This is a genomic window from Prevotella sp. SGI.167 (assembly GCF_050313615.1).
GTDB lineage: Bacteria > Bacteroidota > Bacteroidia > Bacteroidales > Bacteroidaceae > Prevotella.
In genome coordinates this window covers 23,081-46,422 of record NZ_JBNPLT010000010.1, presented here as the reverse complement: position 1 = coordinate 46,422, position 23,342 = coordinate 23,081, and the positions used below count along the sequence as shown (strand labels likewise).

At 46.1% G+C, this 23,342-nt stretch carries 17 protein-coding genes; 3 read left to right on the top strand and 14 right to left on the bottom strand.

Annotated elements, in window-relative coordinates:
• Nucleotide 1: 1 nt before the first annotated feature.
• A complete protein-coding gene (locus tag ACQRBJ_RS07030) occupies nt 2-1,252 on the bottom strand; it encodes a DUF2264 domain-containing protein (RefSeq protein ID WP_445303223.1) in 1,251 nt (416 codons plus the stop codon).
• A gap of 145 nt (nt 1,253-1,397) precedes the next feature.
• Nucleotides 1,398-2,162: a family 43 glycosylhydrolase gene (locus ACQRBJ_RS07025; protein WP_445303192.1), complete on the bottom strand. Its 765-nt coding sequence runs from the start codon at nt 2,160-2,162 to the stop codon at nt 1,398-1,400.
• A 192-nt stretch (nt 2,163-2,354) separates the two neighbouring features.
• On the opposite strand from ACQRBJ_RS07025, the gene ACQRBJ_RS07020 reads away from it, so the two are divergent.
• Nucleotides 2,355-3,572: an ATP-binding protein gene (locus ACQRBJ_RS07020; protein WP_445303191.1), complete on the top strand. Its 1,218-nt coding sequence runs from the start codon at nt 2,355-2,357 to the stop codon at nt 3,570-3,572.
• A 391-nt stretch (nt 3,573-3,963) separates the two neighbouring features.
• Here the strand turns inward: ACQRBJ_RS07020 and ACQRBJ_RS07015 are convergent, their stop codons facing one another.
• From ACQRBJ_RS07015 to ACQRBJ_RS06990, 6 genes are all read right to left on the bottom strand, one after another.
• Nucleotides 3,964-5,853: a heparinase II/III domain-containing protein gene (locus tag ACQRBJ_RS07015; protein ID WP_445303190.1), complete on the bottom strand. Its 1,890-nt coding sequence runs from the start codon at nt 5,851-5,853 to the stop codon at nt 3,964-3,966.
• 145 nt (nt 5,854-5,998) lie between these two features.
• A complete protein-coding gene (locus ACQRBJ_RS07010) occupies nt 5,999-6,907 on the bottom strand; it encodes a hypothetical protein (RefSeq protein ID WP_445303189.1) in 909 nt (302 codons plus the stop codon).
• 27 nt (nt 6,908-6,934) lie between these two features.
• On the bottom strand, nt 6,935-7,690 hold the full coding sequence (locus ACQRBJ_RS07005; protein WP_445303188.1) for a hypothetical protein: 756 nt from the start codon (nt 7,688-7,690) through the stop codon (nt 6,935-6,937).
• 46 nt (nt 7,691-7,736) lie between these two features.
• Entirely contained in the window at nt 7,737-8,237 is a 501-nt protein-coding gene (locus ACQRBJ_RS07000) for an RNA polymerase sigma factor (RefSeq protein ID WP_445303187.1), read from the bottom strand.
• 138 nt (nt 8,238-8,375) lie between these two features.
• Nucleotides 8,376-10,454, bottom strand: coding sequence for a glycoside hydrolase family 127 protein (locus tag ACQRBJ_RS06995; protein WP_441935715.1), 2,079 nt, complete (start codon nt 10,452-10,454; stop codon nt 8,376-8,378).
• 202 nt (nt 10,455-10,656) lie between these two features.
• On the bottom strand, nt 10,657-12,618 hold the full coding sequence (locus ACQRBJ_RS06990) for a glycoside hydrolase family 97 protein (RefSeq protein WP_445303186.1): 1,962 nt from the start codon (nt 12,616-12,618) through the stop codon (nt 10,657-10,659).
• A 238-nt stretch (nt 12,619-12,856) separates the two neighbouring features.
• Between ACQRBJ_RS06990 and ACQRBJ_RS06985 the strand changes: the two genes are divergently transcribed.
• Nucleotides 12,857-13,663 (top strand): Cof-type HAD-IIB family hydrolase, encoded by an 807-nt coding sequence (locus ACQRBJ_RS06985; RefSeq protein ID WP_295347072.1) that lies wholly within the window; start codon nt 12,857-12,859, stop codon nt 13,661-13,663.
• A gap of 360 nt (nt 13,664-14,023) precedes the next feature.
• Here ACQRBJ_RS06985 and ACQRBJ_RS06980 read toward each other — a convergent pair whose 3' ends face one another.
• Both ACQRBJ_RS06980 and ACQRBJ_RS06975 read right to left on the bottom strand, forming a co-directional pair.
• A complete protein-coding gene (locus ACQRBJ_RS06980) occupies nt 14,024-15,676 on the bottom strand; it encodes a helix-turn-helix domain-containing protein (protein WP_445303185.1) in 1,653 nt (550 codons plus the stop codon).
• Nucleotides 15,677-15,685: 9 nt separating this feature from the next.
• A complete protein-coding gene (locus tag ACQRBJ_RS06975; protein ID WP_441933030.1) occupies nt 15,686-15,952 on the bottom strand; it encodes a hypothetical protein in 267 nt (88 codons plus the stop codon).
• A 185-nt stretch (nt 15,953-16,137) separates the two neighbouring features.
• On the opposite strand from ACQRBJ_RS06975, the gene ilvA reads away from it, so the two are divergent.
• Entirely contained in the window at nt 16,138-17,337 is a 1,200-nt protein-coding gene (gene ilvA / locus ACQRBJ_RS06970) for a threonine ammonia-lyase (protein ID WP_445303184.1), read from the top strand.
• 137 nt (nt 17,338-17,474) lie between these two features.
• On the opposite strand, the gene ACQRBJ_RS06965 is transcribed toward ilvA, so the two are convergent.
• From ACQRBJ_RS06965 to ACQRBJ_RS06950, 4 genes are all read right to left on the bottom strand, one after another.
• Nucleotides 17,475-19,817 carry a glycoside hydrolase family 3 C-terminal domain-containing protein gene (locus ACQRBJ_RS06965; RefSeq protein WP_445303222.1) on the bottom strand — a complete coding sequence of 781 codons (2,343 nt, stop codon included), beginning with the start codon at nt 19,815-19,817 and terminating at the stop codon, nt 17,475-17,477.
• Nucleotides 19,818-19,876: 59 nt separating this feature from the next.
• Nucleotides 19,877-21,103: an esterase gene (locus ACQRBJ_RS06960; RefSeq protein ID WP_089543261.1), complete on the bottom strand. Its 1,227-nt coding sequence runs from the start codon at nt 21,101-21,103 to the stop codon at nt 19,877-19,879.
• A gap of 78 nt (nt 21,104-21,181) precedes the next feature.
• Nucleotides 21,182-22,384 (bottom strand): esterase, encoded by a 1,203-nt coding sequence (locus ACQRBJ_RS06955; RefSeq protein ID WP_445303183.1) that lies wholly within the window; start codon nt 22,382-22,384, stop codon nt 21,182-21,184.
• Between the two features lie 36 nt (nt 22,385-22,420).
• Nucleotides 22,421-23,338 (bottom strand): hypothetical protein, encoded by a 918-nt coding sequence (locus tag ACQRBJ_RS06950; protein ID WP_445303182.1) that lies wholly within the window; start codon nt 23,336-23,338, stop codon nt 22,421-22,423.
• Nucleotides 23,339-23,342 lie beyond the last annotated feature (4 nt).

The window sequence follows — 23,342 nt, the reverse complement described above, 5'->3', positions numbered from 1 at the left end:
ATTACCACTTGTCCTTGGTAACAATCTCGTCCTTCCAGTGATGGTCCTTAGGGAACTGCTGGTTGTTCCATGCCTTCACCTGGGTCCAAGGCTGTGCTGCATCTGTCCAGAACGGATGATCGGCAGGCAGGCCGAGAGGCATGAAGGCAAGGGTGGTCATATAGAGCGAGCCGTTGTTGGTATACCAGTCGGCAACGTTCTTCTGGCTGTTTCCGCAGAAACCGATAGAGAGATAACCCTTCTCATTGAAGTTGTTCTCCTGGTCGAACATGCGATGCAGCACCTTGGTCAGGGCTGCACGAACCTGACCATTGCTCAAATCCTTAGGCAACTTCTGATACCATGCCATCAGAGCAAGCGGCTGCATGGTTGCCATGCGGTAAGGAATGCTTCTGCCGAAAGCCGGGAAGGTTCCTTCCGGAGAGATGAATCTCTCGAGGATGATGCTGTACTTCTGGCAGCGCTTCAACTCCCGGTCGTAGTACTTCTGATAGTCGAGGCGGGAATTCACCTTGGCATCCACCATCGCCTGGAGTGTTTCCAGATACATCGGATGGAACACATAGCTGCTGTAGTAATCGAAAGCGAACGAAGGACCGTCGGCATACCAGCCATCGCCAACATACCACTCCTCTACCTTGCGACAGGCAGAATTCACGCGATATTCATCAAAATCGCCACCCGCCTTTGCCATGAAGCTCTCGATGGTAGAAGAGAAGAGCAACCAGTTGGTATAAGGAGGATCGATGTGGCGGAGCTTGGCAAACTCCTTCAGGTATCGCTGCTTGGTCACCTCGTCCAAAGGCTTCCAGAGTGTATCGTAAGCCCGGAGGAAACTCTCGGCGATATAGGCTGCATCAACCAGGTTCTGACCGCCGATGCCCCAGCAGAGATAGTCAGGACTCTGAGGGTCTACGGCATTCTTGTAAGAAGCCAAAGCCCATTCACGCAACTGCTTGCGCTGCTTACCTTCGGCTGTAGCATCATCAGGAAGGGTGAGCCAAGGAGCCACACCAGCCATCAGTCTGCCGAAGCACTCCATATAGAGCACCTTCCTGTTGCGGTTGTCGAAGCTTGGACTGAACTCCGTCTGCATGTTCTTCTGCAGCTCGCCCTTAGCCATGTTCTCCAGAACAGGCTGGGCCATCTTGTAGGCAAGCGAGCACCAGTATTGGCGGTCGCTCTGCTGTACTGTTTTTTTCTTGGCAGAAATTCCCATGAAAGGAAGCAGCGCCAAGACAAGGGTCATCATGATACTCTTAAATATATAATTCATAGATAGTTGTATATTGTTTGTTGTTATTAATAATTGTAAGTTGAAAGTTGCCGGTAGCCTCAGCTAAGCAACTGCAAAGATATGTATAATTAATTAGAAACAAGCAGAGCGACCGTATTTTTTATTGTTTTTTCAACACTGGTGTACCGTTTTCCCAAGAAATAGGCACCCAGAGGTGACGACTGTCGCTCAAATGCTTCGGATTCCACATATCTGCCATGAATACATAGTCGGCGCCATGGAACATCTTCTTCTGTGCTGCAGTTTCCACCTTATATATATAGGTACCCTGTGCGCCAAAGGTCTTGTCGGCACCCTCACCACGGCAAGGATTAGGCAACTGCTCCCAAGGACCATAGATATTCTTAGCCTTGAACATGCGGGCAGCATTTGGAGCCCATCCGGTACATCCGCTGGTAATCATCCAGTAGATGCCATCCTGCTTGAAGATGGTTGGAGCCTCGTTCTGTCCGCCGGCAGCTACTCGTACGTAGCTGCCGTTGTGCTGCATGTAATCATCTGTCAACTGTGCGATTTGGAGTGTTAAATTTTCCTCTGAAGAATAGATATGGTAAGCCTTGCCATCATCGTCGATGAAGATGGTCATATCTCTAGACATCTGTCCTCCCTCAAAGTCTCTCATCCAGAACATACCGCGCTCTATCTGCTTGCGCCATTCCGGAGTCCACCAGCTCTTCAATTCCGGGAAGAGAAGCTGATGCTTGAGGTCGGTAGTATCTGGCTTGGAGAATCCGATAGGATAAAGACCAGGATTCACTCTGCCTGAGCGGATGAACTTGAATGGTCCGAAAGGAGTATCGCTGGTTGCCACGCCATAGCGGGCTGCAGCATATCCCTGCCCCTTCAATTCGAGATGGAACCACATGACGAACTTCCCGGTCTTCTGATTATAGAGAACCTTAGGGCGCTCGATGATGCAACCACCCTCGATGTCGCTGCCTGGTTCATTAGAAAATGTGTACCAAACCTGTTAATTATAAGTAATAAAAACAAAAAACTATCGTTTTTGTTACTTATACGAAACAAAAAGAGTATCTTTGCGGAAAGTTTTACTCGTATGAAACAAAAAATATTAGAAAGACTAGGGTATTCCAATCGTATCGAACGCATGTTTGGACGTGGAATGATGATTGCGTTGACGGGCCAGAGGCGTGTCGGCAAGAGTTGTGTGATGCGGCGAATTTATAATCACATCGCTGAGAATGAAGAAAATCACGTTATCTATATAGATAAGGAGAAAACCTCATTTGATATGATAGCCAACTATCAGAATCTGGAGGCTTATGTAGCAGCCAACATCGTTGAGGGTAAGGAAAACTATCTGTTTATCGATGAGGTGCAGGAAATTTCTGATTTCGAGAAAGCACTCCTCAGTATCCAATCGGATGATACCTGCCAGATTATGATTACCGGCAGCAATGCCAAGATGCTGTCGGGTGAACTGGCAACTCGCTTGAGAGGCAGATATATAGCTTATCGCATTCGAGGACTCTGCTATGAAGAGTTCCTGACGTTCCATGAACTGAAGGATGATGATGCTTCCTTGAACCTGTATCTGCAGTATGGCGGGCTCCCTCAGTTGCGCAATTTAGGGTTGGAAAATACTGATTTGGTAGAAGATTATCTTGACAATGTGTATAATACAATAGTGCTTCGTGATATCATAGAGCGAGAAAACATCAGAAATATACCATTGCTGCGAACGCTGCTGAAGTTTGTGAGCGATAATATCGGTAAACAATTCTCTGCAACGAGTATTGTAAAATTACTGAAGAGCCAAAACACCGAAACGTCTGCCAAGATGATTCTCACGTATTTGGAGTATTTAAACAATGCTTTTATTATCGATCGAGTCAACAGATACGACATTCATGGCAAGCGACTTTTCGAGTTAGGCGACAAGTTCTATTTCGAAGACCTGGGAATCAGGAATCATATTATAGGTGGCAACAGGCGTTTTGATATAGAAAAGGTGATGGAGAACGCTGTATATATCCATTTGTGCAGGATGGGTTATAAAGTATATGTTGGTCAGATGTATAAGGCTGAGATTGATTTTGTAGCCGAGAAAGCGGATAGTGTGGCGTATGTGCAAGTTACCTATCTGCTGGCTTCTGAGGAAACGGTAGAGCGTGAATTCGGCAATTTGAAATTGATAAAAGACAGTCATCCCAAATACGTGATTTCTATGGATAGGCTTTACAGTCAAACCAATATTGATGGCATTAAGCACATTCATCTGCGAGATTTTTTGAAAATGACGACTTTGGTTTGATGCCAGGTAGATTACGAATATCACCATATAATCAAGAGTCTATACGCCACCTGTTCATCGTGGCATATAGACCCTTGACTTTTCCTGATTTCAGTAGACACTTTTTTACTTTATAAACTAGAAAGGTAGACACTTTCAATTTAATAAAACTGAAATAGTAGACAACATCAATAAAAGGATAAAAGCGAGATGCTTTGTAAAGAAAAGCTGAAAATCATGATACTTTGATGATACTTTTTGTAAAGTAATCCCAAAAATACCATTCTCTTATACAGCTATAAATCAAGTACATACAATATATTCTCAACCAAAGAATAAGACTTTGAGACTTTTTCTCACGAAAAAACTTTTTTCGCGAGAAAAAGACAAGTAAGAGAGTGGGGCATAAACTTTACCTCGTTCCTACGAACCGGTATTTCACTTTTGCCATCGGATAGTTATCGTTCAGTCGCAGAATGATGCGATAGACGTTATCCTTCCACTGCGTCTTCATGATGCCATCCGTCATCTGTACCTTTTCAACAGATGCCGAAAGATACTGCGCATCATATTCTATACGAACCATACCGCCCTGAAAGAGGATTCTGCCAGTCTTCTGAATCACCGGCTTGCCATACGCCATCAGGATAATCTGATTATCAAAGACCTGACCATTCAGTCGGTCCTTCTCTATCTGCAGGGAATCGAGCTTGTACTGTTCGGTTACTTCTACCCAGTTATATTCTCTATCCAGAGCAATGGTACGCTGCCATTTATCCACATGCGCTCCCTCGGTATAAGCCTTTTCGAGATTCAACGACAGGGAAGAAACACCATCTACAAAGACATGATTTACCTTCTCGGCACGATACTTCCTGCCATCCTTCTGCTCCAATCCATTGATGATGGGAACATTGTGATATGCCGAACGGCAGTTCATCAGCTCAAAGCGCTGGTTGCTGAACGACTTCGAGGTATAGGTATCACGTCCCAGGTCGATAACCACCGGCTGATTGTTGTGATAAACGATGAAATTACCGATATCGTTGTGATTATGGCTCTCGGCATTGTTACCGCCTTTCGCTGCTACAAACCAGTTCTTGTTGCTCGCCACCATAATCTGGGAATTTACCAGATAGGCATCTTCCGTCTTAGGCTCTACAGCCGCTGTTGCCTGATACTTCGGCAGCATGGAGAGGAGCATCAGTTCCCTGCCCAGCTTCGGATAGTTGCCCGATTTCAGGAAGAGCGTAGTAGGCTTGAGGGTATATTGGTATTTCTTGCCTACATAAGCCGCCAACTGCATCATCTGCTCATTCTGGAAATACTCGCCGTATGGGAAGAGGATATTGATATTCGGGATATTCTGAGCCTGGGCATCCGAGAAATTCACGAAGGTAAGGTCGTTGATATACATCGTAGTGATGAATCTACCCATATTCTCCACCTTCTTCTTCTGAGCTTCATTCAATGTCAGGACAGCCTGCTTGGGAGCAAACTGCATGAAATAGAGCGACTCGAAGAACGAGGCGCCGGCACAGTCCCAATAGCTGACGCCTTCCTCGCAACCGCCATCATCGGGATAACCCTTCAAAAAGGTTCGCAGGCATTGCTGCACACCCTTGAAGGCTGCATCACGCTGCTTGGCATCAGTTTCGCTGATCAAAACAGTTTCCAACCAGTTGCTCGTAATCCAGGTATTCCAGTTGTTGGCATTGTTCTTCCAGCCCTGCGGCTGGTTCAACACCGACTTCAGGAATCGGCGATCTATCTCACTTCTCACCTGATCGCAGAGTCCCTTTTCCTTCCTGTTGATTTCATCTTCCAGCATATAGAGGGTCCATGCAAGCATGCCTGCCGTCTCAGCATTGAAAAGATCAACCGGCTGGATATCCTTTTCAGGATGGTCTTGCGGATAATGTGCCGGGATTCCCCACCAGGGTTCCTTCTCTATAAAATAATGTAAGCCCTTGCGGATAGAAGACAGGAACCGTCCCCTGCCCTGCATGATTTCTGCCATCACCAGACAGACAAACTGTTTTCTGATACCAAAGCTAGCTTCCTCGTATCGGGTACGGTTACCATTGGTTCGGAACTCGGCAAAAGTTTCAGCAGGGATGGCATTCCAAGGCTTCTTCTGATAGAGATTGCCCAACCGGATATAATCGTTGCGCATCGCCACCGGCACCTGCTTCTGCCAATACTTGTCACCAGCCTTCGGGAAAGGCACAAAAAAAGCCTGGGCTTTCATCAACATGGATGAAAGCACCAAGCCTAATATCATTATCAATTTCTTAGTCATATCGTTTACTTTTTGCGTACAAAGTTACGAAATTATAACAAGACCGAAGTCTAGAAAATGATAATTTTAGAGAAAATATCGCTTTAAAGCGGTATTTTACGAGAGAGAATTTCACATTTTCCTCAGTTTATACCTCCAGGACTTGCTACTTCCTCAAAGAATTGGCAGTCAATTCCAGAAGGCTCTGCAGATATTCATCGTCTGTATCCTTCTTCATCTTATTCAGCGAAGTGGCGCAGAATTTCTTCTCATCGGCATTCAGCAACTTGCCATATCCCTTACAAAGCTTGACTATCTTGTTGGCTACACCCGTCTGGAGGGTACGTCGAGTTACCTGATTTCCCAAATAAGCGTATTGGTCACTGGCATTCTTAAAGGCAGCACGGAGCGTGTTGAGTTGCACCATAAACTCAGCCGCATCCTTTGGCGGAGTCATCTCCAAGTCATAACTGCGAGCCAGATTCCTGTTATACTTGACGTTGCCCAGGTAAACAAGAGAATCCAAACCTTGAACAGCATTCATCTTATAAGATAATGACATCTTATAAGCTTGCGGATCCTTGGAGTAGAACTTATATACACTGCCCTTTACCGAACGATCCATTCCCTGATACCATACCAAGGCATAAACATATCGCATGGTAGAATCTTTGCTGTCACGGAAATACTGCAGGTTATAGTTGCGGTCTTTGTGAGTACCAAACTCGTAAGTCATGGAATTATCCTTGCCATACCCCACCCGATTCGTTTCAAGACTGAGAGAGCCCGCATTCTTGGTAAAACTAATATAAGCGAGGCGACTATTGCTCAATAAAGCCTTTTGAAAGGTATCCACCATTTTCTGCTTTCTCTCAGGAATAGCGAACTCAAATCCCTTCATCATACCTATATTGTAGGTATTCATCGTGGAAGAAGTAACGAGGTCGTCTTGCAATAAATCCTGTACGAATTTATCAAAAGCCTGGTCGATAGCCGGTATAGGCTTCTGGGCATGGCAAGCCGAAGAGAGCACCATCAGGCAAGCCACAAATGCTAATTTAAAAGTTGTTTTCATATTCTTCTTCTTTTTAATTGTTTCTTGTTAATAAACCTCCTGGTCATCACTCACATAGTCCTCATCATGCACATTCTCCTCGCTTTCGAACGAGGCACTGGCTACTTCGGCATTGAGCGCTTGGGTCTGAAGAGCATCGACGAGATAGAGTTTGAAGAACATTTCGTTCTGCTGTGCCTCCATCTCCCGAAGATGCGCATCGGCAAGCTTTTCCGGCTCTGCCAACAGAGAATCGGTAGCAATATTCTGAGCTATCCAAAGCTTTGGAGGAGCAGGAGCAAACAGATGCTGACGATATTGCCTCTGCTTGTGCTTCCTTGTCTTGGGAAATACGGAATCACCCGACTTTTTTACCTTTTCAGGCATGGAGAGATCGGCATTTGTCGATTTCTTCTCGTGGACAACAGCAGAATCTGTATCCTCCGGAGTCGTTCTGCCATCGAGTTGAGCCATCTTCGATTCATCCTGATGCCCTGTCTGTTGCCCTATCCAAGGAATAGCAAAACCTATCAGCAGGGCGATGGATGCAGCCAAACTAAGCGGCAACCATAGGCGACGCATTCGTGCCTTAGTCTTCGGATGAGCATCTTCTACATGATTCTCTGCCTCATAGTCGAGGGGCATCCCCTCATCGAAATATCCAAACATCAGCTGATATTCCTTCAAGTCATCGCTCACATCGGAATGCTGCCGAAACCACTCCCCTAACAGAGTCTCCTCTTCCAGAGAAGTCTCACCAGCCATAAACCGGTCGAGCAACAAACGTATATCTTTTTCGTTCATATCATTTTTTCCTCCTTTATTGATTATACCTATTTATATATAAGAGCTATCGACATCTTTTTCTGATTTCCTGCAACATCTGCTTTCTTGCCCTCGATAGCAACACGGATACAGATTCTGTGGTGATGCCCACGATTTGCGCTATTTCCTCAGAGCTTTTCTTCTCTACCTGTCGCAGATAAAGCACCTGATATTGGTTGGAGGGCAGCGCCTTGAGGCGTTTTTGGAGCCACTGTTCGTTCTCCGAGTTTTCCACTTCCACATCGGGCGGCGCATAGGGGCTAGGCGACTTATCGAAAGGCTGGGCATCTATCGAAATCATCTTCCGCTTGCGAAAGAAGTCGATGCAAAGATGCTTGGCTATGCAGCCCATCGAACCTTTGGCATGAGCAGCAGACTGAATATCATCCTTGATGGCCCAGAGCTTGAGCATCGCATCCTGTGCGATGTCCTCAGCCTCATCGCAGCCAACACCATAACCTTGACTGCTCTGCAAGGCTATCTGCCGCAACTGCGGAACGATATGGATGAATTCATTCTCTGTCATTTGCTCTCTTTTGTTTTATTTGTTCAAAACTACAACATAAACGGAAAAGAAGTGTTTTTCTTAATGGGATTAACCTATATTAACAAGAAAGCCTGGCAAACACCCTTGCCAAGCTTTCTTGATTTAAAAAACTATTTATTACTTATCCATAAACGACAAGCCCTGATAGAACCAGACATTCATCTGGTTGGCACCACGATGATTCCAGGCATAGTAAGGAATCAGGGTGAGCTTCTGGTTCTTGACAGAAACGGTGCCATCAGCAGCCTGGTCGAGCACCTGAGAAGATGTCTGGATAGCCTTTACCGAGAAGGCTGGAGCACCCTTGGTCTCTGTGTTCTCGATGCTGTAGTTATCTACCAGCGAGAAGGCAGGCTTCTTGACCATAACGGCACGGAGCACTGGCTCGTTCTGATTATCCACAGCCTCAGCGCAATATACCAATGGTCCACGCTCTACGGCAACCTTACCCTTATCATCTGCCACCTTAACGTTGGCAACTACTGTACGAACCGGCATATCGAAGTGGATGCGGATGACATCGCCCTTCTTGATGTTCTTGACAGGGAGATAACCCTTGTTGGCATCGAGGTCAGCCTCTACAGCCTTGCCATTCACGGTTACACTATAAGCAGGCTTCTCGGCATCGCTATACTTGTAAAGATCGCTAGGCAACACCTGGTTGCGAACCCATCCAGGAATACGGACCAGGAGGTTGGCATTCTTTACGCCGCTCTTCTTCACAGCAATCTTGATATCGCCGTTCCAAGGATACTCGGTAGTCTCCTCCAGAACCACATCCTTGCCATTCACCTTGATGGTAGATGTATTGCCGGCAAAGAGATTCACATAGATATTGTTGTCCTTCACGCCATAGAGATAACCTGGAACAGAAGGGATGAAGCGGCACAAGTTACTCGGGCAGCAGGCACATCCGAACCAAGGCTGGCGGGTGGTGTTGCCATCGGCATTAAACTTATACTTGCCATCGCTTGACAATGGGTTTGGATAGAAGAATCTGCCGCCATCCATGCTCATACCAGAGATGACACCATTATATAAGGTACGCTCCATGCAGTCGATATACTTGCTCTCGCCGTGAAGCAGGAACATGCGCTCAAAGAGATAAACCATAGAAATGGCAGCACAGGTCTCGTTATAGGCAGTCATGTTTGGCAACTCATAGTTATCACCGAATGCCTCACCGGCATGGCGGGCACCTACACCACCAGTAAGATAGTACTTCTTACCAACGATGTTTTCGAAAATACGGTCAATCACCTTCATATAGGCAGAATCCTTGGTCAGGGCTGCCACATCGGCAATACCGGCATACATATATCCGGCACGCACCGCATGACCTACCGCCTCATTCTGCTCCAGGATAGGAGCCTGACTCTGAGAATATGGGTTGCGGATATGAGTCTTGCCACGATAGTCAAGCAGATACTTAGCCTCATCCAGATACTTCTTCTCACCGGTCAAGGTATAGAGACGAGCCAAAGCCATCTCTGCAATCTGATGACCAGGAACGATGGTAACCTGTCCTGGATTAGGTCCCACTTCCTTTACCACACAATCGGCATAGCGCTTGGCGATGTTCAGGAACTTGGTGCTACCCGTAGCCTGATAGTGAGCACAGGCTGCATCTACCATGTGACCGAGGTTGTAAAGCTCGTGGCTCGCCTCCTCGTCCTTGACCCAACGCTTATTTCCCGACCATCCGTGTGGATGCTTTGGGTTGATGGTACGGGCGGTATAGAGATAGCCATCTGGCTCCTGTGCCGCAGCTACCACATCGAGCACGCTGTCGATGTAAGCCTTCAACTTCTTGTTCGGATAAGTCTGGAGGATGTAGCTGGCACCTTCGATGGTCTTATACACATCGGTATCATCGAAAGAGAAGCCCATGAACTTGCTTACATCCCACTCCTTGGTATCCAACCCCGGGTGGTTAGGATGCTGCAGGGTATAGGCAGCCATCTCGAAGTTCTTGTAACGGTGCTCGCTCTCACACTTGCTGAAAGCCAATGGCACGGTTACCTCTCGGGCAGCCTTCAGACGGGCACCCCAGAAAGTATTCTGTGAAATCTTCACACTAGTAAAAGGAACCTGAGTAAATGGATAACCATTGCTCAATGTCTTTGCATTCTTCTGCGCCATCGTAGGCATTGCCACGGCTACAGAGAGCAATACTGCAGAAACTAATCTCTTCATATTGATAGGTTTAAAATTTATTATTGTTATATATTTTGCGGTGCAAAGATAATAATAATTTTCGAATATAGTGTAAATCAGACAATAAAAGATGGGTGCTTATCGTTAAAAAGTAACGAAAGCTCCCATCTTTCACCTTATTTCAGGATTTTACCTCTTTACTTTTAAAAAGCCCTTTTTACTATTTTAGCTTTTTACTTTTTTACCTTTCCAAGATCAGTCCACCCTTTGGCTGCATTTCCACCTTCAGGTTTCCCTTCTTATCCACCTTCACGTTCTTCATCTGCGATACAGGCCAGAGTGCCTTCTTGTCCTTGCTGGCTGTTTCATGATAATAGGTAACACTCTTGCCGGCAAGCATTGGCAGATTCAGGGTGAGTTTCATCACCTGGTCGGTGCCGTTCAAACCTGCCACATACCATTTATCACCATGGCGACGTGCCACAACCGCATATTTTCCAGGATAACCCGCGATGAACTTGGTCTCATCCCAGGTAGTAGGAACGCTCTTCAGGAAATCAATCTCATGCTGAGGAAGCTCAGAAAGATTATTCGGATAGATGGCGATGCACTGGATAGCTGCCTGATTCATGATAGCCGAAGCCATCTCGAAAACATCGGTGGTATAACGGCGATGACGGCTCTTGTTATCCTTGGAGAGATACTTGTTCATGATGGTACCACCCCAATCCATCGCTCCCACAGCATTACGGCAGAATGGATGCATGGTGAGTTCGAAAGCCTCCTGCTTGGCATGATAATCAGAGAAGAATACATTCTCTGAAGCCAGTACAGCCTCGCTCGATACATAGTTAGGATACATGCGCTCCCAACCTCTTGGCAAAGTACAGCCATGGAAGATAACCTGAATGCCATAATCGTTGGCATCGCTGAGGATGTCTTCATACTGCTGCATGGTATGCTGCTTGTCACCACCAAAGAAATCCACCTTGATACCCTTGATGCCGATGCTCTTCATCCAAGCCATTTCCTTCTTGCGGGTCACGATGTTATCCATGATGCCACGAGGTCCCTGAGGTGCATCGTTTGCCACGCCATTGGAATTATACCAGAGCATCAGACTTACATTCTTGCTCTGCGCATACTTGCTCAATTCGGCAATCTTGTCTCTTCCAATTTGAGTATCCCAGAGTGCATCAACCAGCACATATTCAAATCCCATGGTAGCAGCCAGGTCGATGAACAGCTTCTGGTCGTTATAGTTGCAGGAACCATCCTGCCAGATGAGCCAGCTCCAGGCATACTTGCCTGTTCCGAATTTCTGGGAAGCCTCGAATCTTGGCTCCACTACATCGTATGGAATGGTGGTCTCTACCAATGGCTTCAAATCAGAACCCACGGTGATGGTTCGCCAAGGAGTGGACCCCGGAAAGATGAAGGCGCCCGATGTAGAACCTATGCCATCTGCCTCTTTCTCCATCGGGAAGGCTATCTGATAACCCTTTGCTGCATCGTAATCGCTGATATGACAACCCGGATAGTTGCCGTGAGTACCCGTCTCGCTGACCAATACCCAGCCATCGCCGCCTATCTTGAAGAGGCATGGGAAGGTATAGCCATGACCATAGCCGGATTTTGCCGTTAAAGGCTGATCTACCTTGTAATCCTCCTCATAGCTTGGTTTGGTTCGGGCAAAACCAATGAGCGGATCCGACTGTGGACAGAGGTAAGTGGTGGTTATCTTTGGAAGATTGAAGGCTGTCTTCTCTTCGTTTACGATGATATGCTGAGCCTTCAGTTGATCAAAAGTATAACGGAAAGCCACATCGTTGTTGCTCACGTTGAAGGTAACCGTCATCGGCTGCTTCTTGCCGTTCAGATAAGTCACGTTGAGCTGGTTGGCATGATAATCTACATGCGAGACCTTGGCGGTACGGAGATCATAGCTCTTCTCCACCTTTGCTTCTTTCTTATTCTGATAGGTCAAGCCCTGACTGAAATCGCCCACATTGGCAAGGAGTCCGAGCTGCGATTCCTCCATCATTCGCTTGCCTGCATAGTCGATGGAATAATAGAGTTTGCCATCGCGGTCTTCCACCACGACATTCAACTTACCATCAGGAGAAGTGATGGTATTCTTTTCGGCATAGGCGCCGATGCCAGCCATCAATGCCAGCGCTACTGCTAAAACGTTTTTCTTCATTTCCGATTGCGTATAGTTTAGTTATGATTATATTTTTGTGATTGCAAAGATACAGAATTTAAACGATTATCATGTCCTCAAATCGATAGAAAAAGTATATAATTCATCATTTTGGCACAAATCATAAAGTTTATGTTACAATACAGACAATCCTTTTGAGAAAACTTTGGTGCGGTCAATTTTTTATATTAACTTTGCAGCATAATAGCAAAATAAGACAATGGAAAAAACAAAACAGATTCCTTACCGTGCCATCGCCTTAGACTTGGATGGCACCTTGACAAACCACGAGAAGGTGGTCACCCCAAAGACTCGTGAAGCTCTCCTTCAGGCATCAGCCAAGGGAGCAGTAATCATCCTTGCTTCCGGTCGACCTACCTACGGCATCGAACCGGTGGCAGAATGCCTGGAGCTGAACAAGCAGGGAGGATACATTCTTTCCTATAATGGCGGCAATATCGTGAATGCCAAAACTGGCGAAAAACTCTTCTCGCAGTTCCTGCCAGATGAAGTGATACCAGAATTATATGCGTATGCAGAGGAGAACGGTCATGCCCTGCTGGGATATGCCGGCAACGAAATCATCACCGAGATGCCGGATGACCAGTATGTCAAAGAAGAATCACGCATCAACAAGATGAACATTCGAAAGGTAGAGAACCTATTTGAAGCCCTGGAGCCTCATCCAACCAAACTCCTCATGACCGGAGATCCATCGGATATGCTCAAGGCAGAGGAGGAATTAGTGGAAAAGCTGGGAGACAGAATGGATATCTTCCGCTCGGCTCCTTTCTTCCTGGAACTGGTACCTAAGGGTATCGACAAGGCTAAGTCACTGAGTCGTCTCTTAACGAAAATCAACCTCACCCCTGCCGATATGATTGCCTTTGGCGATGGCTACAACGACCTCAGCATGCTGAAGCTTGCAGGCATGGGAGTGGCTATGGAGAATGCTGCACCAGAGGTTAGAGCCGAGGCCGACTACGTAACTTTATCGAATGAAGAAGACGGTGTGGCAGCTGCTCTCGAACACTTCAACATGTAAATTCTACCACTTCTTCACTCATAAAGTTCGAATCATTCATATTTCAAGAAATCCCCCTACTTTGGGGGATTTCTTGTTATTCTCTATTGGAAAATTCGTTACTATCAGGTATTTTTTCGCTATTATCCAGCATTTTTATAGATTTTCGAAAAACAATTATATAAAATCGAAACACCTCCCAATGGAAAAGCCCTACCTTTGCTAGGTCAAATCATTTTAGCATGCAGAATATGTGTTCTGCATAGGATGAATTTGAGTGCCAAAAATAAATATCAATGACACAAACAAGACATAGGCAATCCAAAAAAAGATGCGAAAACGCTGGAACTCGCTTGGCGAGACATACTCAAGCAATTGAGCCTATAGGTATTCACTCGGCGAAACACCGAACTGCTTCTTAAAAGCTACAGAGAAATGAGCCGCAGTACTAAAACCAGTCAACACGGCTATTTCAGAAATACTGTACTTGCCTTCACGCAGCCAAGCTGCTGCTTTGTTGAGCTTATACTTACGGAAGAAGATACCAGGTGTCTCGCCAGTGAGTTCCTTTATCTTGTAATTAAACTTCGCCGGACTGATCAGCATGTCGCGACACACGGTAGCCACATTCAAATCCTGCTCCGCAGAACGTTTTTCCATCCATCCGTATAATTCATCCATAAACTTCCGGTTCACCCTAACAGAACCATGATGAAGTTCTACCAGACGCTTTACATAATAGAGTCCGATACCCGTACCCCAACCATACAGATCAGAATCCTGCGAATCAGCCAGCTGGTAATAGCGCTTGAAAACATCCTGCATCCTATCCTCAGCCATCAATTTGCCACTATTGAAGACAGATACCTTCAGAATATCATCGTCAACATGGGCACTTATTCTGATTACACCGCCAGGCGAAGTATGCTTCAAGGCATTGGTAAAAAGATTGCCCATGATTTTCTCCACCTTATCACCATCCAGCCACATCAGGTAGTTACCTTGCTTGATGACCAGTTCCAGTTTAATGCCTTTCACCCTGGCAGATTCTTCAAAGGAAGCTACCTGCTGGCGCAACTCTTTCGCAGCATCAACCTCTTCAACCCTAAGGCGCAGCTCATCGGTCTCCAGCTGGTTAAAGTCGAGCATCTGGTCGATAAGCCTCAGCATTCTATTCACACTTATACAGACATGATTCAGGATGCGATGCACCGAATCGGGCAAAGCCTTGTCGGCATTCAGCATCATCAGCGGACCGGCAATGATGGTGAGAGGGTTACGAAATTCGTGCGAGATATTGGCAAAGAATTTCATATTCATCTCCTTGGCACGCTTCTCGCGCTCTGTTTCACGCTGTTCTTGCAGAAGACGAAGATGATTGGTACGGGCCTTCAGATAGAGCCTGTTGAAAGTATAGAGCACGAAAACGATGATACCAAAATAGAGCAACCATGCCGCTGACGACCACCAAGGAGCCGGCTTGATGATAATCTCTATCTTACGCTCTGCCAATGCAGGACGGTTCATGGAAGAAATCAATCGCAGATGGAAGGTGTATTTACCTGGTGCCAGATTGGAATAATGAGCCACACATTCGTAAGTAGGTGCCTGCCAATCCTTATCATAGCCCTCTAACCGATACTGACACATCAATGCCGAGCGACGACTGAAGGAAGGATAATAGAAACTAAACTTCAAGTCGTTCTCATCATAAGTAAAAGTATAACGGCTCAAACGCGAAACTTCATCGGTAACGGCAAGCACCTTACCTTCTTGATTCTTCACCTCCAAACCAAAGATATTGAGCATCTTGCTGGCATGGGTACCAACATAGGTTCGCAGGAAATCAGTATTCATAGCCTGAGGAGGCATGAACTTACAACCGTCAGAACTGCCAAACACAACACTACCGTCAGGAGAAAGACAAACAGAATTGGCATAGAACTGCCAGTCATCCTGATCCTGGCTAGCCGATAGAAGACTGCTCATCAGGAAGGTTTTGTTGGCATGCGTCAAGAAGAAGGCATTTCTCATCGTGGTAACTCAGACCTGCCGGTTGGCATCTTCTAACATCGCTTCTATATGCTCATCGCTCAACAATAGATTCACACGGCGCATATACTGCTTCTTCATATCCATGAAATAAAGTCCATCCCGCATCGTGCCCAACCACAGATAGCCATACGAATCCTGCCTTACAAAAGCAGGGTCCATATTGCCATTATGAGGCATTCCCGCCACCTTCAGCTCCTTCAGCTTACCGGTCTTGGGAGAGAAGATTGCCAGATGCATACCCGCCATAAACAGCATGATATCGCCATTGCTTTATAATGGTTTTCTTTATCATGGCGACAAAATTACACATTATTATCGCATAAACAAAAATTAAATCAATTTATTTTGTGATTTCTTCAAATTAAAGTATCTTTGCAGAAATAATCAGACAGGATGACAAATCCTGTTGTAACAACAGACACAAAAGCATATCAGCAGTTATGTTACAACTAGATAATTTCTATAAGGCTCGCTTCGTGCTGAGCCAAGTGATCAGAAAAACTGAGCTGGTTCGTACACCAAGAATCAACCCAGAGAGTGATGTATATCTGAAGCCGGAATGCCTTCAGAAGACGGGTTCGTTTAAAATACGTGGTGCCTACTATAAGATTTCACAACTCACCGAAGAAGAGAAGGCGAAGGGAGTGATAGCTTGTTCGGCTGGCAACCATGCGCAAGGTGTGGCACTCGGGGCTACCGCTATGGGAGTAAAGAGCCTCATCTGTCTGCCAGAAGGTGCTCCTATCTCGAAGGTAGAAGCTACCAAGCGACTGGGTGCCGAGGTTTGCCTGGTGCCTGGAGTCTATGATGACGCATACCAGAAGGCATTGGAACTGAAAGATGAATGTGGCTACACCTTCGTTCATCCGTTCGATGATGAACATGTGATTGCCGGTCAGGGAACCATCGGACTGGAACTTCTCGACCAGTTACCTGATGTAGATGCTGTAGTTGTACCTGTTGGTGGTGGCGGTTTGATTTCTGGTATCGCCTTTGCCATCAAGTCATTAAATCCTAATGTCAAGGTTTATGGTGTTCAGGCAGAGGGAGCAGCCAGTATGATTCAGAGTCTCCACGACCACAAGCAGGAAAGATTACCATCCGTAGCTACCGTAGCCGATGGCATTGCCGTAAAGGAACCGGGAAAACTCACCTTCGAGACCTGCTCCAACTACGTGGACGAAATTGTTACCGTGAGCGAGGATGAGATCTGTGCAGCCATCCTGAAACTCATAGAGAGTGAGAAGATGGTAGCCGAAGGCGCTGGTGCAGCTAGCGTGGCAGCCGTGATGTACAACAAGGTACCAGTCAAGGGAAAGAAAACCATCTGCGTGGTGAGCGGCGGTAACATCGACGTAACCATCCTGAACCGTGTCATCAACCGTGGATTGGTGAAGAGCGGACGTCTCTGTACCATCGAGATGGAGCTGGACGACAAGCCGGGCGAATTGGTTGAGGTAGCATCCGTCATCGCAAGCCTGGGAGGCAACATCACGGGAGTTCATCACGACCGTTCTGCCAATCGCAACAAGGTGAATGCCTGCGTACTCCGACTCACCATGGAGACCCGCGATTCTGCACATGTCAAGGAAATCAAGGAAGCCTTGGAACAGAAAGGCTTCCATCTCTGGATTGTATAAGTGAAGAGACTTACAAAAATCCATAAAAAATAAAAAGAGGGTGCGCCGTCAGTTGATAGCGCACCCTCTTTTTATATCTCATTAAGCTCTTTATTACCATCAAGTTCTTTTATGATTGAGCTTGATCTTTAATAGAACTACTTTACTTCCTTGAGCAAGCAAGGGCGAACCTTCTCGGTTACACCAGCTTCCTCAGTAATCACGGTAGTAAGAGGCTTGAGGTCGGCAGCATTCTTTGCCACCATCACCTTGTAATCACCAGCCTCAACCTGCCACTGACTATCAATCTCATTGAAAGAAGCCAAGTTCTTGTATGGGATGTCGATAGTAACTGACTCCGACTCACCAGGCTGCAAATTCTTAGTCTTGGCGTAACCACGAAGTTCCCTTGCTGGTTTATCCATATCCTTGCCAGGAGCAGCCACATATACCTGAACCACTTCCTTACCAGCTACCTTACCAGCATTCTTCACAGTCACCAGAACCTTGATATTGCCCTGTGCATCCTTCGTTACCGCAGGTTTGCCATACTTAAAGGTAGTATAACTCATACCATAACCAAAAGGATAAGATACAGGCACTTTCTTAGTCTGGTAATAACGATAACCTACATAAACACCATCATTATATTCGGTGTAATCCACATTCTTCACGTCACCCTTGCTACCGATGCCCTTGCCCATAAACATACCAAGCACATCGTCAACCTTGACAGTCTCAGGGTTAGGGAAATCAGCCTTAGAAGGAACATCGTTATAACTTACAGGCCATGTCATAGGAAGACGACCAGAAGGATTCTCCTTACCCGACAAGATATCAGCAACACAGTTACCACCCTCCTGACCAGGCAACCAAGACAACAATACAGCATCAGGGCCACCAATCCAACTCTTGGTCTCAACAACGCCGCAAACATTCAAGATGACAACCACCTTCTTACCAGCCTTATGGAAAGCGTTGCAAACGCCAGAAATCATATCCTTCTCCTCCTTGGTGAGATTGAAGCTATCAGAAATCTTTCGATCCAGGAACTCACCAGATGACTTACCAATAGTGATGATTGCCATATCATTGTTCTTGACGGCAGCAGACATATTCAATTCAGCAAGGCTCATCTCAGGGATGAAGTGACCAGGCAAGAAAGCCTCCAAAGGATTCTTTGGCTTTGGCAAGTTTGCCTTTGCCTTTGGAGCATACTCTATGTATGCCTTCTGGATGTCGCCATCCACCTGATAGCCAGCATTCTTCAAACCATCCAACAAACTTACCACATAAGCATGGTTAACATTGCCAGAACCAGTACCACCAGCTATGAAATCATAAGAAGTATTGCCGAAGAGGGCAATGTTCTTAATCTTCTGAACGAGTGGCAATACATTCTTGTTGTTCTTCAACAACACCATTCCCTCGGTAGCGGCATTGCGAGCCACCAAAGCATGGCCCTTCAAATCAGGGTTGTTGTCAGCAACATACTGCTTGAAACGAGGAGTCTGCATGATATACTCCAAGATATGGCGTACATTGCGGTCGAGGATTTCCATCGACAGGCGACCATTGAGCACAGCCTTGCGAATCTCCTTCACCTGGTCTGCCTTACCTGGCATCAAAAGGTCGTTACCCGCTTCCATCTGGGCAGCTGCGCTAAGACCACCAAACCAATCGGTCATCACCATACCCTTGAATCCCCACTCATGGCGAAGAATCTCTGTTATCAAGTCACAACGCTCGCTAGACATTGTACCATTGATGAGATTGTAAGAAGTCATCACCGTCCAAGGCTGAGCCTCCTTGACAACGATTTCGAAAGGTTTCAGGTAAATCTCACGGAAAGTACGTGGATTACCGATAACATTGTTACGAGTACGATTGGTCTCCTGGTTGTTCAGTGCGAAGTGCTTCAACGAAGTACCGACATCGTTGCTCTCGATACCATTCACCATAGCAGCACAAATGGTACCAGCCAACAATGGATCTTCTGAATAATACTCAAAGTTACGGCCACAAAGAGGATTACGCATAATATTGGTAGCAGGTGCCAACAAGACATCTACGCCATAATGCTTCACCTCGTCTCCCATAGAGGTACCTACGGAATACACCAAGTCTTTGTTCCAGGTAGAGCTCATCACAGTAGCCACAGGGAAGTGGGTACAGTAGAACGTCTTGTCGGTATCCTTGCGCTTAGGGTCGATGCGAAGTCCAGCAGGACCATCGGCTACAACCGTAGCAGGAATGCCCAGACGCTCAATACCATTCACCTGACCTGCGGCACCCTGTACCAACTGACCTTGGTTACCAATGGTAGCCTCCATCTGGCTCTCATACTTACCCGTAGAACCTACCACCAACTGAATCTTCTCATCGAGAGTCATCGCATTGATGACATCCTGGATAGGAGACACACCCAACTTTGGGTTCTGTGCTTGCACTACGAAAGTCGCAGAAAAAAGCACACATGAAGAAACTAAAATCTGTTTTATCATTGTCTATACCTTATTTTTTATGTTTTGTAAAACTATTACTTGAAAAACTTATTTTATCATTTGAAAATCTTCTGTGCGAACTCTGTAAGATACACACGCCAATTACGCCAGATGTGTCCACCTTCCGTCTCCAAATAGGTATATTTATACCCCTTCTCATCGAAGTAGCGACGCAAGTCTGCACTGCTCTTGTAGAGGAAATCGGTCTTGCCCATACCAATCCAATACAACTTTGGTTTGTTCTTAAACAGAGTAGCCAACTGAGTCTTTGCCTCCTCGTTACCCTGCAACTGCTTGTAGAAGTCACTACGGAAATCGCCAGTAGTACCCACATGCAAACCTGCAGAGAAGAGTCCGATGTAATCAAACTTGGTAGGGAAACGACGAGAGATATCGAAAGAATGCCCACCGCCCATAGAGAGTCCACAGATGGCACGATGAGCCTTGTCTTTAGCAACCTTGTAGTGGCTCTCCACATAATTCATCACATCAGGGAAACTCTCATCCATGGTGGCAGCTGGCTTGGCACCCTGATAGCCATAGAAAGAAGGAATGTATTGACCTGCTGACCACTCACCTGGAGCAGCCTGGCAATTAGGATTGCCATTGGTCATCACCACGACCATAGGCTTAGCCTTACCTGTGGCAATCAAATTATCAAGAATATGCTGTGCACGTCCTAAAGTAGTCCAGGCATCCTCGTCGCCACCTGCGCCATGGAGCAGATAGAGTACAGGATAATCCTTGCCTTTGTCATAACCAGCTGGAGTATAGACCGTCATACGGCGCTGCATCTTGAGCGTAGGACTATCATACCAAACCTTAGACACATTTCCGTGAGGCACTTCGTTAACGGTATAGAGGTCACCACAATCACCTTTCTTGTCTGAAAGAATGAATATGTTGGTTTCTGAGGTAATATCACGAGTGATATACACGCTTCCCGGGTCAACGATCTTCACTCCATCCAAAAGTAAATTGTAAGAATACAACTCAGGTGAAAGCATTTGGCTGGTAAAAGTCCAAACACCCTTTTCATCTTTTGTCATATCAGCTACTCCAGGAGCATCATACTTTCCCATTGGTGTATCAATGGTTTTCGGTGCCAGGAAATCACCAGTAACCTGCACCTTTTGGGCATTAGGAGCCTTCAAGCGGAAAGTTACGGTATGGTTGGCGTTCACCTCAGGTGAGATAACAGGAACATTATCAAACAATGCCTGTTGGGCAAAACTGCCAAGACTCATCAGCAAGGCAGTTGCCAAGAATGTAATTTTTTTCATTGTTATCAATTTTTTGATTATTGTTAGTCTCATTCTATAGAAGGTCTCCTAAGATTTAGAAGACCTTCCTGCTAATTATTAGAATATTTTTTGAACAAATTCGGTGAGATAGATTCTCCAATTTCGCCAAATATGTCCCCCGTCAGTTTCCATATAGGTATATTTGTATCCCTTGCTATCCAGTTTCTTTCGCAAAGCGGTGTTGTCCTTGTAGAGGAAATCGGAATTACCTATACCTATCCAGAAGAGCTTTGGCTTGGCTGCAAAGAGGTTAGCCAACTTATCATCCACATTGTCGTAGATATACTCGTTGGCACCACCACTCCTCTGCTCCTTGCCGATGGCTGCGGAGAACAAACCTACATAACCAAAGGTCTTAGGATTGTTGATAGAAATATAGAACGAATGGAAACCACCCATCGAAAGACCTGCTATGGCACGACCTTGAGTATTGGCGATGGTACGATAGCGACTATCCATGAACTTCACTACCTCAGGGAAAGATGCCTCGAAAGAGCCCTCCATGGTCTTAGGCAATCCCAATGTAGGGACTATCAGATTATCCGAAGTCTGTCCAGGAGCTGCCTCCTGAGAGATATTGCCATTGGTCATGACAACGATCATTGGCTTCGCCTTGCCTTGCGCAATGAGGTTATCGAGAATTTGCGAAGCACGTCCCAAATCCATCCACGCTTCCTCGTCGCCACCGATACCATGCAAGAGATAAAGCACAGGATATTTCTGCTTGCTGGTCTCGTAACCTGCAGGAGTATATACTGTCATACGGCGAGTAAGGCCAGCTTTGGCATCATCATACCAGACCTTTGATACGGTTCCATGCGCAACCTTGTTGACCTTGTAGAGATCTGCCTTCCCTCCGCCTACCAAGAAATAGTTGGAAACGTTGGCGATGTCACGCACGGTATAGACGTTGAGATGGTCGGTAACACTGGCGCCATCCACCATCATTGTATAGCTATAAAGCTCTGGTGCCAAAGGAGCAGTGGTAGTAAAAGACCACACCCCCTTCTCATCCTTCTTCAAATCGGCTACTCCAGGCATATCATACTTACCCATCGGGGTATCTATTTTCTTGGTTGGCAAGAAATCACCTGTTATCTGCACTTTTTGAGCCCCGGGTGCCATGCAGCGGAAAGTAACGGTCTTGTCTGCATGAATTTCAGGAGAGAGAGGCATCTGCCCTCCGAACAAGGCTTGCTGTCCGAAGGCAGAGCCACAAATAGCACACAATGTAATTGCTAATAACGAAAATCTTTTCATTGAATATAACGTTTTATTTTTTATATTTATTACTTGTTACTTGGCGATGGCAGCAAACTTAATCTTAAACGATCCCTTGCCAGCCGATCCATCCACACCACTCTGGGTATCAAGGTCAGCGCCCTCGAATGAGAATAAGTCTTGTCCCTCTGCATCCTTAGCGGTAGAGATGATGATCTTACCAGCCTTGATGTATTGTGCGACACCAGCCTCATCCACGAAGAAACTACCACCCATGAAACCGTATTGAGGGAAAGCAAAACCATTGCCCATCAACCAAGGCTCTGAAGCATTCTCTTGAATGGTATATTCACCAGCCAAGTCTGTATTACCGAGCTGATTGGCATTCACGGCCTCCAGATAAGCAGCAGGCTGACCTGCCGGATTGTTGATAGAGATGATATACTTGGTAGCATTAGGATTCACGACGACAGGAGCACCTGTTGACCAATCGACAATCTGAGTTGGAGCGATAGTAAGAGTATAGCCCGATGCTTCTGGGTCATCCTGTCCCACAACGAAGGCAAGCTCTCCTACATAATTCAACTTCACTCGCTGACCAGCGGCATTGGCAAACAAACCGTTCAGGTAATACTTGCCCCCGATAAGAGATACGTCGATGTCGCCACTCTTCATTGCCTCACCATTCACCTTGACCACACAGGTTTTGTTAGCCACGGTCTCAGCTACGGCATAAGAGGCAGCAGGAAGAATCCACTCGGTACTGCCAAAACTAATCTGAATGGCAGTTCCCTTTACATCTTTTATATCTACATTGAGCGCCTTCACGCCTTTCTTTAACTTAGTGGTAGGCTGCACGGTAGCCTCTTGCGATGTATAACTCTGCATATCTGCATATACCCCCTGCATACCATCAAGAGCATCGTTATCGCAGGCTGTGAAACACAGCCCTGCAATAAACAGACTTAATATTGAACCTATATATTTTTTCATATCA

Excerpts from the sequence above, each read along its gene's own strand:
- ACQRBJ_RS07005 (WP_445303188.1), bottom strand. The coding sequence starts at position 7,690 with ATGAACGAAAAAGATATACGTTTGTTGCTCGACCGGTTTATGGCTGGT.
- ACQRBJ_RS06975 (WP_441933030.1), bottom strand. The coding sequence starts at position 15,952 with ATGCTGTTTATGGCGGGTATGCATCTGGCAATCTTCTCTCCCAAGACC.
- ACQRBJ_RS06955 (WP_445303183.1), bottom strand. The coding sequence starts at position 22,384 with ATGAAAAGATTTTCGTTATTAGCAATTACATTGTGTGCTATTTGTGGC.
- ACQRBJ_RS06980 (WP_445303185.1), bottom strand. The coding sequence starts at position 15,676 with ATGAGAAATGCCTTCTTCTTGACGCATGCCAACAAAACCTTCCTGATG.
- ACQRBJ_RS07020 (WP_445303191.1), top strand. The coding sequence starts at position 2,355 with ATGAAACAAAAAATATTAGAAAGACTAGGGTATTCCAATCGTATCGAA.
- ACQRBJ_RS07010 (WP_445303189.1), bottom strand. The coding sequence starts at position 6,907 with ATGAAAACAACTTTTAAATTAGCATTTGTGGCTTGCCTGATGGTGCTC.
- ACQRBJ_RS06950 (WP_445303182.1), bottom strand. The coding sequence starts at position 23,338 with ATGAAAAAATATATAGGTTCAATATTAAGTCTGTTTATTGCAGGGCTG.
- ACQRBJ_RS06990 (WP_445303186.1), bottom strand. The coding sequence starts at position 12,618 with ATGAAGAAAAACGTTTTAGCAGTAGCGCTGGCATTGATGGCTGGCATC.
- ACQRBJ_RS07030 (WP_445303223.1), bottom strand. The coding sequence starts at position 1,252 with ATGATGACCCTTGTCTTGGCGCTGCTTCCTTTCATGGGAATTTCTGCC.
- ACQRBJ_RS06995 (WP_441935715.1), bottom strand. The coding sequence starts at position 10,454 with ATGAAGAGATTAGTTTCTGCAGTATTGCTCTCTGTAGCCGTGGCAATG.
- ACQRBJ_RS07000 (WP_445303187.1), bottom strand. The coding sequence starts at position 8,237 with ATGACAGAGAATGAATTCATCCATATCGTTCCGCAGTTGCGGCAGATA.
- ACQRBJ_RS07025 (WP_445303192.1), bottom strand. The coding sequence starts at position 2,162 with ATGTGGTTCCATCTCGAATTGAAGGGGCAGGGATATGCTGCAGCCCGC.
- ilvA (WP_445303184.1), top strand. The coding sequence starts at position 16,138 with ATGTTACAACTAGATAATTTCTATAAGGCTCGCTTCGTGCTGAGCCAA.
- ACQRBJ_RS06960 (WP_089543261.1), bottom strand. The coding sequence starts at position 21,103 with ATGAAAAAAATTACATTCTTGGCAACTGCCTTGCTGATGAGTCTTGGC.
- ACQRBJ_RS07015 (WP_445303190.1), bottom strand. The coding sequence starts at position 5,853 with ATGACTAAGAAATTGATAATGATATTAGGCTTGGTGCTTTCATCCATG.